The organism is Kitasatospora sp. NPDC098663 (genome assembly GCF_044760075.1).
Taxonomy (GTDB): domain Bacteria; phylum Actinomycetota; class Actinomycetes; order Streptomycetales; family Streptomycetaceae; genus Kitasatospora.
On record NZ_JBIWAP010000052.1, the window covers coordinates 20,204 to 33,344 of the forward strand.

General features: G+C 72.0%; 10 protein-coding genes. 6 read left to right on the top strand and 4 right to left on the bottom strand.

Annotation, left to right across the window (positions count from 1 at the left end; all coding sequences use genetic code 11):
- Nucleotides 1-55 precede the first annotated feature (55 nt).
- On the top strand, nucleotides 56-805 hold the full coding sequence (locus ACIQVZ_RS36430; protein WP_402456153.1) for an SDR family oxidoreductase: 750 nt from the start codon (nucleotides 56-58) through the stop codon (nucleotides 803-805).
- Between the two features lie 131 nt (nucleotides 806-936).
- Here the strand turns inward: ACIQVZ_RS36430 and ACIQVZ_RS36435 are convergent, their stop codons facing one another.
- Nucleotides 937-1,737 (bottom strand): phytanoyl-CoA dioxygenase family protein, encoded by an 801-nt coding sequence (locus ACIQVZ_RS36435; RefSeq protein WP_402456155.1) that lies wholly within the window; start codon nucleotides 1,735-1,737, stop codon nucleotides 937-939.
- Nucleotides 1,738-2,200: 463 nt separating this feature from the next.
- Complete coding sequence (locus ACIQVZ_RS36440) at nucleotides 2,201-2,803, bottom strand: superoxide dismutase (RefSeq protein WP_350886711.1); 603 nt, start codon at nucleotides 2,801-2,803, stop codon at nucleotides 2,201-2,203.
- A gap of 163 nt (nucleotides 2,804-2,966) precedes the next feature.
- Here ACIQVZ_RS36440 and tsaD point away from each other — a divergent pair, with 163 nt between their 5' ends.
- Nucleotides 2,967-4,034: a tRNA (adenosine(37)-N6)-threonylcarbamoyltransferase complex transferase subunit TsaD gene (gene tsaD, locus ACIQVZ_RS36445; RefSeq protein WP_402456157.1), complete on the top strand. Its 1,068-nt coding sequence runs from the start codon at nucleotides 2,967-2,969 to the stop codon at nucleotides 4,032-4,034.
- A 207-nt stretch (nucleotides 4,035-4,241) separates the two neighbouring features.
- The gene (locus tag ACIQVZ_RS36450; protein WP_402456159.1) at nucleotides 4,242-6,536 is read left to right on the top strand and encodes a M9 family metallopeptidase; all 2,295 of its coding nucleotides are present in this window, start codon (nucleotides 4,242-4,244) and stop codon (nucleotides 6,534-6,536) included.
- Nucleotides 6,537-6,609: 73 nt separating this feature from the next.
- Here the strand turns inward: ACIQVZ_RS36450 and ACIQVZ_RS36455 are convergent, their stop codons facing one another.
- A complete protein-coding gene (locus ACIQVZ_RS36455) occupies nucleotides 6,610-7,080 on the bottom strand; it encodes a DUF5990 family protein (protein WP_350886717.1) in 471 nt (156 codons plus the stop codon).
- Nucleotides 7,081-7,598: 518 nt separating this feature from the next.
- Between ACIQVZ_RS36455 and ACIQVZ_RS36460 the strand changes: the two genes are divergently transcribed.
- Both ACIQVZ_RS36460 and ACIQVZ_RS36465 read left to right on the top strand, forming a co-directional pair.
- Nucleotides 7,599-8,645 (top strand): cytochrome P450, encoded by a 1,047-nt coding sequence (locus tag ACIQVZ_RS36460; protein WP_402456161.1) that lies wholly within the window; start codon nucleotides 7,599-7,601, stop codon nucleotides 8,643-8,645.
- Between the two features lie 39 nt (nucleotides 8,646-8,684).
- On the top strand, nucleotides 8,685-9,710 hold the full coding sequence (locus ACIQVZ_RS36465; protein WP_402456163.1) for a JmjC domain-containing protein: 1,026 nt from the start codon (nucleotides 8,685-8,687) through the stop codon (nucleotides 9,708-9,710).
- Nucleotides 9,711-9,822: 112 nt separating this feature from the next.
- Here ACIQVZ_RS36465 and ACIQVZ_RS36470 read toward each other — a convergent pair whose 3' ends face one another.
- Nucleotides 9,823-11,787: an ATP-binding cassette domain-containing protein gene (locus ACIQVZ_RS36470; protein WP_402456165.1), complete on the bottom strand. Its 1,965-nt coding sequence runs from the start codon at nucleotides 11,785-11,787 to the stop codon at nucleotides 9,823-9,825.
- 632 nt (nucleotides 11,788-12,419) lie between these two features.
- On the opposite strand from ACIQVZ_RS36470, the gene ACIQVZ_RS36475 reads away from it, so the two are divergent.
- Entirely contained in the window at nucleotides 12,420-12,986 is a 567-nt protein-coding gene (locus tag ACIQVZ_RS36475; RefSeq protein ID WP_402456167.1) for a hypothetical protein, read from the top strand.
- The last annotated feature ends 155 nt before the right edge of the window (nucleotides 12,987-13,141 follow it).

A 13,141-nucleotide genomic window follows, 5' to 3' on the forward strand; every position in this document is an offset into this window, starting at 1 on the left:
CACTCGGAAGGCCCTTCGGGCACATGGGTTTTCCGAGGAGAGGACGGGCAGGGACGTGGCGGAGAAGACGGTGGTCGTCACCGGGGCGGGAAGGGGCATCGGGCAGGCGTGCGCACTGGGCCTGCTGGCGGACGGCTGGACGGTGGTCCTGGTGGGCCGGGGCAAGGAGGCGCTGGAGGAGACGGCGGCGTCGGCCCCTGTCGCCGACCGCGACCGTGCCGTCCCGTTCGCCGCCGACATCACCGATCCCGCCGCCGTGGGCGAGCTGTTCGGGTTCGTCGTGGACCGGTTCGGACGGCTGGACGTGTTGTTCAACAACGCCGCCGACGTCATGCCGTACACCCCGACCGAGGACGTGGGCATCGACGACTGGCACCGCGTGATGGACTCCATCGCCACCGGGACCTTTCTCTGTTCCCGTGAGGCGTTCCGGGTGATGAAGGGGCAGACGCCGCGCGGAGGGCGGATCATCAACAACGGAGCACCGTCCGCTCAGGTGCCCCGGCCGGACTCCATCGCGTTCACCGCGGCCAAGCACGCGGTGTCCGGGCTGACGCGCTCGCTGTCCCTGGACGGCCGCCGCCACGACATCTCGTGCGGCCAGATCGACATCGGCAACGTCACCCCGCAGGACCGCCCGCAGCCCGCGGTCCTCCAGGCCGACGGGTCACGGCAGGCCGAACCCACCATGGACGTGCGGCACGTCGTCGACATGGTGCGGACCATGGCCGCTCTGCCACCGGGGGTGAACATCCAGTCCGTGCTGGTCATGCCCAGTGCCATGCCCTACGTGGGCCGGGGATAGGCCGGCCGCGAACGCCTCGAACCAGCCGCCGGACACCCCTTGCCCGGCCTCTGCCCAGGCCTGCATGCGGTGCGGCTCGGCCTCGGCGACATGCCGCGGAAGCGCTTCGAACGGGACCGCTCCTGACACGCTCATGCGCGGCGTCTCCCCGCCTCTTCGTACTCGCTGAAGTGCCGCTCGGCGAAGAGCTCCGGCCACCCCTCGCCCAGGCCGCGCGAGCGTGCCACCGCCAGCACGTGCCGCCAGTACGGCTTGACCGGCGGCCAGAGCGTGCCCGTGCGGCAGTAGGAACCGTCGATCATGTAGCGCGGTGCGGCGCTCGGATCCGACCCGGAAGGGGCCCGGCGGGTGTGGAAGAGCGCCGAGTGGAGGACGACGGTCGACCCGGGCGGCAGGTCGTCGATGACCACCTCGCCGGGCAGCACGTCCGTTCCCAGATGACTGCGGGCGTCCTTCTCCGCGACCTCCAGGTGCGATCCCGGCAGCACGGCCAGGGCACCCAGGTCAGGCCGGAGCCCGTCGATGTAGTGCAACGCGTGGATCATGTGCAAGCGCCTGTCGCGCTGGGGCCGTTGTTCGAAGTCGTGGTGCCAGCTCTTGCCGCCTCCCCCAGCCGGTCTGCGGTCACTGTGCAGATGGTGGAAGACGAACGCCCCTCCCAGCAGACCGGGGCTGCTCAGGAGGTCCATGAGCGGCGGATACACGGCAAGCTCACCGTGTGCCTCCAGGTCCAGCTCGACCATCTGCGGCGGCCCCGCGTCCGACCGCAATGACGCGTCGATCGAACTCTGACGCCAACCCGCGTCCACCCACTTGTCCACCTCCGGCCGGAGACGGTCGACGAGGTCGGCTGGGAGAAAGCCGGGCAGTACGACGAATCCGTCCTCGGCGAACTTCTCCGCCCGAGCATGGATGACACGGGTGCTTGCCATGTGCTGGTACCCCCTGAGTCACTCAACCGTTGTCACACGGACACCCACAGTGCTCAGATTCTCTATCCCCCGCCGGTCTGCGTGATGCCTCAAGGATGATGAATGGCCGAATGCGGCCGCCGAGCAACACGGCCAACGGGCAGCTCTCCCACAACTCTCCGCAGAAGGGGTCGAGTTCACGAGTTCACCGGGCGGACACGGAGGGCGGTGCCTCACGACCGGGCGCTACCCGAGGCCTTTCAGCTGGCCATCGGGGGCGGGCAGCCGGTCGGCGGATCGGCCAGGAGCGAGCCCATGGCGCCTCCGGACGCGGCGCGCGTTGCGGACGAGCACGCAGAACGCCCGACCGGGAAGCCCCGGCCGGGCGCCTGCATGGACTGCTCGCGGCCTGATCGAACCGACCGCGTGTCGCCGCGGCCCCTGGAAACCGTCATTCCGGCCGGGGCCGATCAGCTGGTCCGCGTCAGACGGCCTTGGCGGCCGCGAAGCGGGACGAGACGTCCTGCCAGTTGACGACGTCCCAGAGCTTCTCGACGTAGTCGGGGCGGACGTTGCGGTACTGCAGGTAGTAGGCGTGCTCCCAGGCGTCGAAGGCGAGCAGCGGGGTGGTGCCCTGGCCGACGTTGCCGTGGTGGTCGTAGACCTGCTCGACGATCAGGCGCTTGGCCAGCGGCTCCCAGGAGAGGATGCCCCAGCCGGAGCCCTGCACGCCGGTGGTGGCGGTGGTGAGCTGCTTGCGGAAGGCCTCGAAGCTGCCGAAGTGCTCGGTGATGGCGTCGGCCAGCTCGCCCTCGGGGCGGTCGCCGCCCTCCGGGGAGAGGTTCTGCCAGAACAGCGAGTGCAGCACGTGGCCGGACAGGTGGAAGGCGAAGGTCTTCTGCAGGCCGACCAGGCCGCCGAACTGCTCCTTGTCGCGCGCCTCGGCCAGCTGGTCCAGGGTGTCGTTCGCACCCTTGACGTAGGCGGCGTGGTGCTTGGAGTGGTGCAGTTCGAGGATCTCGGGGGACATCGCCCGCTCGAGCGCGGAGTAGTCGTACGGCAGGTCGGGAAGCGAGTAGGTGCCCATCAGGACACGGCCCCTTTCGGCGGGTTGAACGGTGGTGATCGTGCCGGGACAACACTATTGCGTATGGGTTGCAGGAACGAAGCATGGGCTCCTGCTTATTCCGCACGTCTCGTCGGGCACAATGGTCACAAGTACATGTAATGAGTGACAAGGGTGAGTGACCATGACCGGATCGCCGGTGGTGCTGGGGATCGAGTCCTCCTGCGACGAGACCGGCGCGGGTCTGGTCCGGGACGGCGTGCTGCTCGGACAGGCGGTGGCGTCGTCGATGGACGAGCACGCCCGCTTCGGCGGGGTGGTGCCGGAGATCGCCGCCCGGGCGCACGTCCACGCGATGGCGCCGGTGGTCGGCGAGGCGCTGGCGCGAGCCGGGCTGACGCTCGACGACGTCGGCGCCGTCGCGGTGACGACCGGCCCGGGGCTGGCCGGGGCGCTCCAGGTCGGGGTGGCCGCGGCCAAGGGCTACGCGTTCTCGCTCGGCGTCCCGCTGTACGGGGTGCACCACCTGGCCGGGCACGTCGCCGCCGCCACGCTGGACGGCGGGCCGCTGCCGAACCCCTGCGTGGTGCTGATCGTCTCGGGCGGGCACACCTCGCTGCTGCTGGTGCGCGACCTCGCCCGCGATCCGATCGTCCACCTCGGCGACACCCTGGACGACGCGGCCGGCGAGTGCTTCGACAAGGTCGCCCGGATCCTCGGCCTCCCCTACCCCGGCGGACCGGCGATCGACCGGGCGGCCAGGGAGGGCGACCCGACGGCCGTCCGCCTGCCGCGCCCGCTGACCGGACCGCGGGACGACCCGTACGCGTTCTCGTTCTCCGGGCTCAAGACGGCCGCCGCCCGCTGGGTGGAGGCGCAGCACTCGGGCGGCTCGGACCCGTACGTGCCGGACGCGGCGGCCGGGTTGCAGGAGGCGATCGCCGACGTGCTGACCCGCAAGGCGGTGCGGGCCTGCACCGATCACGGGATCGGCACCCTGGTGGTGGTCGGCGGGGTCGCGGCCAACTCCCGGGTGCGGTCGCTGGCCGAGGAGCGCTGCGCGGCGGCCGGGATCACGCTGCGGGTGCCGCCGTTGAGGCTCTGTACGGACAACGGGGCGATGGTGGCGGCGATCGGCGACCTGCTGGTCCGCTCCGGCGCCGAGCCGGCTCCGGCGGAGCTGTCGGTGGATCCTTCGGCGCCGCTGGAGTTCGCGGCGTTGACGCCGTTGGTGCGGGCAGCGGCCGCCTGAGGGTTTCACCGCTTTTACTCCGGATCGCACCCCCGTCGCCGGTCTGACGGCGCGTTGATCCGGCAACGGTTCGATCTCGCCCGACGCGAATCCGTTCGCAAGCCTTCCCCCGGCCGCAATCGCTGTGCCATTTTACATGTCACACATCAGGAACCCGTGTGTCCCCAACCACACGGCAACCCTCGACGGCCCCGGAGGCCCCCACAGATGCGTCCCTTCCGGATAACCACGGCCCAGGCGCGGAAACTGCCCGCGCTCGGCGCCGCATTCTTCCTCGCGCTCGGCCTGTTCGCCCCGCAGGCACACGCCGCGACGGCCGACTCCGCCACCACACTCAAGGCCCAGGCCCAGGCCCAGGCCCAGGCCGGCAAGGCGGCGGCGCCGCGCTCCGTCCCGGTGCCCAAGTCCCCCGACACGCCGAAGGACGACCGTCCGCTGGCTTCGGACCAGCAGGCCAAGTCCAGCGCCCCGGCGGCGGGCAGCGCCACCGGTGCGCACGCCGCCGCCAAGGCCGCCAGGCAGCTCTCGGCGGCCGCCGCCTGCGACGTCTCCGCCTTCACCGGCAACACCGGTGCCGCGCTCGTCCAGAAGGTCAAGGCCGCCGACCTCGGCTGCATCAACACCCTGTACAACCTGACCGGCAACGACGCCAAGGGCGCGTTCAACGAGGCGCAGATGGCCACCGTCGCCAACGCCCTGCGCGACGTCTCCGCCGCCTACCCCGGCGACGACTCCACCTCGGCCGGCCAGCTGGTCGTCTACCTCCGCGCCGGCTACTACGTGCAGTGGTACAACCCGGACGTGGTCGGCCCGTACGGCGCCACCCTGCAGACCGCCATCCGCGGCGCGCTGGACGGCTTCTTCGCCGCCCCGCGCAGCAAGGACGTCACCGAGGCGAACGGCGCGACCCTCGCCGAGGCCGTCACCCTGATCGACAGCGCCCAGGAGAACGCCCGCTACACCGGCGTCGTCAAGCGACTGCTGAACGACTACACCGGCTCGTGGACCGGCTCGATGGCCACCGCCGTCGCCAACACCAAGACCGTCATCGAGCGCGGCTTCGACCTCCCCGCCTTCACCGCCGCCCTCCAGGCCGACCCGTCCTTCGCCACCACCATGGCGTCCTTCGTCACCCGCAACGGCGCCCAGCTGAACGGCTCCGACCTGGTCACCTCGATCGGCATCCAGATCGGCAACCTGGTCGCCAACGACGCCACCAAGGCCCAGGGCCGGCCGATCGTCAAGGACCTGATCAACCGCTACCCGCTGGTCGGCAACACCGGTCCGCTCACCATGAACCTGGTCTGGTTCGCGGAGAAGAAGGACACCGGCAACTGCTCCTACTACGGCACCTGCGACCTGCCCACCCGGCTCGTCCCGCTCGTGCTCACCACCGACCACACCTGCAACGCCAACCTGCGCATCCGTGCGCAGAGCATGACCGCGCAGCAGTTCGCCGACACCTGCACCAGCCTGATCAACGAAGACGCGTTCTTCCACAAGGTGGTCAAGGACAACGGCCCGGTCGCCAACGACAACAACACCAGCCTTGAGGTCGTCGTCTTCGACGACTACTACAACTACAGCCTGTACGCCTGGGAGATGTACAACATCGCCGTCGACAACGGCGGCATGTACGAGGAGGGCGACCCGGCCAAGGTCGGCAACCAGGCCCGCTTCATCGCCCACCAGGCCGACTGGCTGCGCCCCAGCTTCCAGATCTGGAACCTCAACCACGAGTACACCCACTACCTCGACGGACGCTACGACTTCTACGGCGACTTCGACGCCGGCATGACCACCCCGACCGTCTGGTGGGTCGAGGGCCTCGCCGAGTACATCTCGTACAGCTACCGGGGCGTCCACTACGACGACGCCGTCGCGCAGGCCGCCAAGGGCACCTACGCGCTGAGCACCCTCTTCGACAACACCTACGACAACTCCGACTCCACCAAGGTCTACAACTGGGGCTACCTGGCCGTGCGCTACATGCTCCAGTCGCACCCGCAGGACGTCGACGCGCTCCTCGCCAAGTACCGCGTCGGCGACTGGAACGGCGCCCGCGCCCTGCTCAAGACCACCATCGGCACCAAGTACGACGCCGACTTCGCCACCTGGCTCAAGGCCTGCGGCGCCGACAACTGCGGCTCGCTGCCCACCAACCAGGCCCCGCTCTGCACCGCCGGCGACACCCGGCAGTACGACAAGAACTGCCGCCGCGACGGCGTCGCCGCCACCACCGGCAACTACAGCTACAGCTTCCTCAACCTGCCCGCCGGCGTGAAGCAGCTGACCATCACCACCAGCGGCGGCACCGGCAACGCCGACCTCTACTACAACGGGGGTGCGTGGGCCACCACCGGGTCGAACCTGGCCAAGTCCACCAACCCCGGCAACGGCGAGACCCTCACCATCGCCAACCCGCCGTCCGGCTGGGTGTACTTCAGCCTCTACGCCCAGCAGGGCTTCGGCGGCGTGACCGTCACCACCACGTACAACTGACGTCCGCGTCCCGGACATCGAGGAGGGCCCCGCGTGCGGCGGGGCCCTCCTCGCGCGTTCGGGCCCCTCGCGCTCAGCCCTCCGCCGACCAGGTCACCACGGGAGGACGGACGGCGGCGCACAACGGACGGCCCTTGGCGTCCGTCAGACGCAGCCGGGCCACCAGGACGCCGCGCTCCACCGCCGCCCCGGCGACCTCCCGGTCGACCGCCGCCAGCAGCAGCTTGGCCCGGCGGAACAGCGCCCAGCCGTCGCCGCTCCCGGTCACCCAGTTCAGGTAGACGAACCGGGCACCGGGGCCGCCCTGCACGTACCGGCCGGTGATGTCCACGCCGCCGGTGAGGTCCGCACCTCCAGGTGCCGGCTGCGCCTCGCACTCCAGGGACCAGCGGGCGCGCGGCGCGTCCCCCGGGACCGGGTCGAGCAACTCGGCCGGGCGACCCCGGCGTTGGACGGCGACGTGCAGGTCCCGGTAGCCCGGGAAGCCCGGCGCGGCGGCACACTCACGCCCCGGCAGGTCGGTGGCCTCAATCCTCAGCTCCATACCGATATGGTCCCCCACCGCACGCCTCGGGAAGTTATAACGATCGGCCATCCAATGCGCCGCACAATACGGACCGGCGAGGAGGTCATCCTTTGTCAAAAGGGTGTCAGGAACCCTGGCTTTCGGTTAAGGTCCGGAGTTAGATGAAAGTCGGTTCGGGGTTCCGATCGGAATACCGAATTTCCGCCAAGCCTCGGGCATCCTTGCTCCACCGTGCCTGCCATCCCGGGAATGGAGAGTACCCATGAAGATGATCAAGGCGATCGTGAAGAAGTTCAAGCGTGACGAGGACCTCGCCGACCACTCGTGGATCGCGCACGTCATCTGACGCATCGTCACTATCGGGGGCCGTGGCCGGGCTACGGCCGGCCACGGCCCCCCGCCGGCGCTGCCGAACGCCCCACCCGTCCACCGGACCGGAGCCCTCCCGTCCGCCCGGGGTTCTCCGCCCGCCGGGGGAATCCATTTCATCGCCATTTCATCGCCATTCCGTTGGAGGCGCGATTCTCATGGAAGAAATGGCGCCGGCAATCGGCCGCAGCCATTCCATCGCCTACGCCCCGAAGATCCAGGACCTGCTGACCAGGGAAGAAAAGGTGTTCCGGATCGACGCCCGCACGGTCGGCGTCTCCGACAGCGGGCTGATGGCCGAAATCGTCGCGGCGCGCCCCGTGCGGTCGGCGGAGCGCTCGGTCTACAAGCCCGCCGCGGGAGCGGACATCCACCACGACAGCGCGACCCGGACGATCCGCGCGCTGGGGCAGGACGTCATGGCGGGCATCAAGGCCCCGCCGCCCCCGGCACGCGGACTGTCCGGCGCCTGGCCCTACGCGGCCACCTCCTACCTGCGCCGATGGCTCTTCGCGTCCGACCCCCTGCCGGTCTCCCTCCTGTCGAAACGCGGCGTCACCCGCTCCGACCGGCTCTCCCGGATCGTCGACCGCGCCGTCACCGTCTGGCCGGGATCCGCCGCCGAGGGCAGGAGCACCGCGCTGGCCGGGCAGATCCGCGACGCCGACGGCACCCGGGAGCGGAGGCAGGCCATCGCGCTGTACCGGCGGTCGACGGCCACCCTCTGCGACGGGGTGGCCGCGCTGGCCGGCAACGCCCTGTGGCTCATGGGGCCGGACCGGGAGCGGGAGGACGCCCGCGCCGACCTCACCGAGGTCCTGTGGGAGACCCTGCGGCTGCTCCCGCCCGCATGGATGCTGTTCCGCAACGACGGCCGCGCCTACACCGGGCTGCACCCCGAGATCCACCCCGAGGACCGCGTCGCGCTCTTCCCGCTCCTGATGCACCGCCACCCGGAGCACTGGTCCGACCCGCTGGAGTTCCGGCCCGAACGGTGGGCCGGGGTGGCGGACCCGGAGAAGACGCCCGGGTTCATGCCGTTCGGCTTCGACGGAGCCCGCTGCTGGGCCAAGCACCTGGTCGTCCCCCTGGCCGAACGCCTGCTGAACGTCGCCCTCGACCACGGGCTCGCCATTCGCGGCCCGCGGCAGGAGGCGCACGTCCCCCTGCGTTCCCTGCTCTCCGTGCGGTTCGACGCCGGGACCAGGGCCTGACCCACGGACCCCGAACACCCTGACACCACGGGACACACCATGGAATCGCCCACGCTGGCCGACTGGGTCGGCGACGTCCGGAGCTTCACCGGCCACCAGTGGCAGCGCGAGCCCGCGGTCTTCACACCGGAGAAACTCGCCCCGCCGTTCGACCTGGACGCGCTGGACGCCGCCTTCGACACCGGGCTGCTGCGCACCCCCTACCTGGAGATGGTCCGCTCCACCAAGGTGACCGTCCCGCCCGAGGCCTACACCACGTCACGCGTGGTCAACGGCGTGACGTACCACGGCTTCGCCGACCGCGCGAAGGTCCTCGCACTCCTGGGCACCGGGGCGACGCTGCTGCTGCGCTGCGTCGACCAGTGGCACCGCCCGACGGGCGAGCTGGTGGCGCGGCTGTCCGAAGAACTCGACCGGCGCGTCGAGGCGTTCTTCTTCGTCACACCCGCCGGCGGCCAGGGCCTCGCGGTGCACCGCGACGACGCCGACGTGTTCGTCCTCCAGGCGGCCGGACGCAAGACCTGGTACGTCCACGCCGCGCCGACCGTGGCGCACTGGACGCCGGGAGAACTCCCCGACGACGAGCACTCCCCGCGGCTCCTGCACAGCGTCCTCGAACCCGGCAGCGTGCTCTACGTCCCGCGCGGCTTCGCGCACCGCGCGGTCGGCGCCGCCGGACTCTCCGCCCACCTCTCACTGACGATCCGCGACATCTCCGTACCGGACCTGCGGACCGCCCTGGAGCGGCGGTTGACGGACGGGCTGGACCTCCCGGCGCGCCCGCTCGGCGAGGCCGCGATCGGCGACTCCTGCGCCGCGCTGCTCGACCACGTCCGGGCGAGGCTCGACCAGATCGAACCGGAGGACCTGCGGCTCGCCGCCCGGGCCGCACAGGCGCGGGCGGCCCGGGCGGAGGCTGCGGCGCAGAACGCGGAGCGCGCGGAGTCGTTCGCCGAGGCGGCCCGGACCTGGGAAGGCGGCGGGACCGGCGCCGGGCGGACCGGGCTGGCGTCCGTCAGCCGCACCTGGCGCAGGCTGCGCGACGCGGCACGCACGACGCACTGACGCACCGGCCCACCGGCGCAGGGCCGTCAACGAGACCCAGCGCGTCCGGCGGGCGCCGCCCGTCCTCCGTACCGTCGTGACGACGACGGTACGGAGGACGGTCGGACACGCCCTACACCCGCTGCGCCGGGACCGTCCGGTCCCGCTGGAGGTCCAGCAGCTCACGGAACAGCCCGTCCGGACGCGCCGCCAGCTCCGCCCAGGTGCCGGTCTGCACGATCCGGCCCCGGTCCATCACGATCACCCGGTCCGCCACCGCCGCGTTGGCGATGTTGTGCGTCACCAGCAGCGTGATCCGCCCCGGGGCGAGGGCGCGCAGCGCGTGCAGGATGCGGTGCTCGGCGCGCGGGTCCAGGTCCGAGGTCGGCTCGTCCAGGATCAACAGCCCCGGGCTGCGCACCGTCCGGTACAGCGCCCGGGCCACCGCCGCCCGCTGCCAGCCGCCGCCCGACAACTCGGCGCCGCCCCACCATCCCTGGGCCAGCAGCGTGCGCCAGCCCGACCGCAGCCGGGCCACGACCTCGTCGAAACCCGTCCGCGCGGCCGCCCGCTCCACGTCCGCCATCACCTGCTCGGTGAGGTGCCCCAGGTGAACGTTCTCGGCCGCCCCCAGCGGCCAGCGCGCGAACTCCTGCGGCACCCGGGCCACCCGCGACCACATGCCGTCCGCGTCCAACTCCTCCACCGGCACGCCGTCCCAGCAGATCCGGCCGGACTGCGGCAGGTAGAGGCCGGACAGCAGCTTCAGCAGCGTGGACTTGCCACTGCCGTTCTGCCCGATCACCGCCACCACCTCCCCGGCCCGCAGCGTCATGCTGACCCCGCACAGCGCCGGCTCCTGCTGCTCGCCGGGGTAGGCGTGCCCGAGGTCCGCGACCTCCACCAGTTGCGGCGCGTCCGGCACGATCCCGCCGCGCCGGATCCGGTGACCGCCGGCCTCGTCCAGGAAGGTGAAGTAGTCGTCCAGGTACAGGCCCATCCGGTACAGCCGGGCGCCGTTGCCGACCAGGCCCTGCAACCCGGACGAGGCCGTCCGCAGCGCGAACGTCGCCGTACCCGCCGCCGCCAGGTCGATCCGGCCGCTCGCCACCAGGTACAGCAGCGTGCCCCAGACCAGCGCGCTGCCCGCCCCCGTGCCCAGCGAGGCCAGCAGGGAGACCTTCGCCGCCTCCCTGGTCGCCCGGTCCGTCGCCTCGACGATCTTCTCCTCGGCGCGGCGGTACTTGGCCATCAGGAACGGCGTGACCTGGTCCGAACGGACCTGGTCCGCGCGGGTCTTGTCGATCAGGAACCAGCGGTAGACGCGCAGCGCGCCACGGTCCTCGTTGGTGGCCACGGCCGCCAGGTAGTGGATCCGGGCCGTCCGGACGGCCGCCACCCCGGTCGGTACCGAACCCAGCAGCAGCAGCGGTACCAGCCACGGGTGGAGCGTCGCCAGGACGCCCGCCGCGGCGGCCAGCGAGACCGTCGAGGCGATCACGTCCTGGGCGTTGGAGAGCAGGTCCGGCGTGGTCGAGGCACCCCGGTCGGCCGCCTCCCACTGCTCGTTGTACGCGGGCTCGTCGTACGCCCGCAGCTCGGCCGCGCACCCGGCGGCGATCAGCGCCAGCTCCGCCTCCCGGGTGACCCTCGGCGACACCCGGCCGGACAGCCCCACCACCGCGATCCCCAGCACCGCGCGCAGCGCGGCCGAGACGGTCAGCAGGAGCAGCGACGGCGCGGCGGTCCGCAGGTGCTCCCCCACCGGGCCCGCCACCAGCAGCGCGCCCAGGGTGCCGGTCGTCGCGTACAGCGCCAACGCCCCGAACACGCCCGCCAGCGCCTGGCACACCAGCAGCAGCACGGTGGACGTCCGGTCCGCCGCCCACGCCAGCGCCAGCGCGCGGCGCACCAGGTGCGGGAGGCGGCGCAGCATCGCGCTCGCCGACATCGACGCCCCGGCCTCGGCGCGGCGGTCGCCGGGGAAGCGCAGGCGCAGTTCCTCTTCGTGCTGGTCCTGGACGGGCCGGTCCTGGACGGGCGAGGTGCGGTCGGGCGGGGTGTGGGGCTTCCCGGGCTTCACGATCTGTTCGGACACAGTGCTCCCTTGTTCCCTGGTACGGCGGCCGGTGGCCGCAGCGGATCCGCGCGCGGGCAGCCCTCACCGCCGCGTGGGCGTGTGGGGTCGGCAGCGGTGCCGGAGGGCACTCTGCGAAGGGCTGGCTGCGGTGCGGACCCCGATCCTGGCAGCGGTCCGCCGGGCCGTCCGGCGTGTCCCGGCCGGTCTCACTCGATCCGGGCGATTCCGTGTCGGCGGCGGCGAGTTGGTGGCAATCGATCACCGGGAGGGTCCGCGATGTTCGATTCAGGGGCCGATTGCGGTGCACTCCGGGCACGCGGTCCGACAATCACAGGAACGTCCCGGCCAAGCCCGCGCGGCCCGACCTCGCCGACCATCTCAGGGGGCGGGACGCGGGGCCAGAAGGTCGGGGGTCAGGGGGTCGGGGGGTCGGGGGATGGAGCGCGCGAAGGAAGGGGGCGGTGAGGCGGCAAGGGCGAGTCGGGGTGCACCTGTCCGGAATCCGGGCGGTGACGGGAGCCTGAACCGGGCCTCACGTTTGAACGGCCGGGCCCCGGGCAGTCGCGCGCCCGTCGCTCCTGTGGCCAGGCCGAGCACCGAAGGTCACGATGGAATCCGGCAACCCCCGCCCCCGGCCCGATCGGAGCACGATGAGCGAGCAGCACAACGTCGTCCTGCTGACCTTCCCGGACGCCGCCGCATGGCGGACGGCCTTCGACGAGGCGCAGCACCTGCCCGGCCTGCGGCAGCTGGCGGCGCTGGAACGCAGCGCCGACGGCCTGTTGGAGATCCAGGACACCTTCACCCGGGGCGCGGGCGTGACCACCGTCGGCTCCGGCGTCCTCGGCGGCCTGGTGGGCCTGGTCGGCGGGCCGATCGGCGTCCTGCTCGGCTTCGCGGCCGGTGCGGCGATCGGCAACGCCGCCGAGGAGGGCCGGGCGACGGAGGGCGGCGCCGGGCTGATCATGCTCTCGCCCCGCGTCCCGGACGGTGGCGCGCTGCTCGTCCTGGAGCTCCGGGAGTCCTCCCCCGACCGGGCCGACGACCTGGCCTCCCGGCACGGGGCCACGGTCGAGCGGATCGACGCGCAGGACTTCGCCGAGCAGGTCCGGGCCGCCGAGCACAAGGCGGAGCAGGACACGGCGGAGCAGGACACGGCCGCGCAGAACGCGGCGGAGCCCGAGGCGGATGGTGACCGGCCCGGCGAGGGCGCCTGACCCGCCGCCCGGCCCCTCACCGCGCCCGCAGCGCCTCGACCGTCCGCGCCCGGGCCGCCCGGACGGCGGGCAGCCATCGGCCCGGAGGCGGACACCTCCGGGCCGATGGCGGGCCGGTCCCGCTTTCCGGACGGCTGACGCCAACTCCCTTCAGC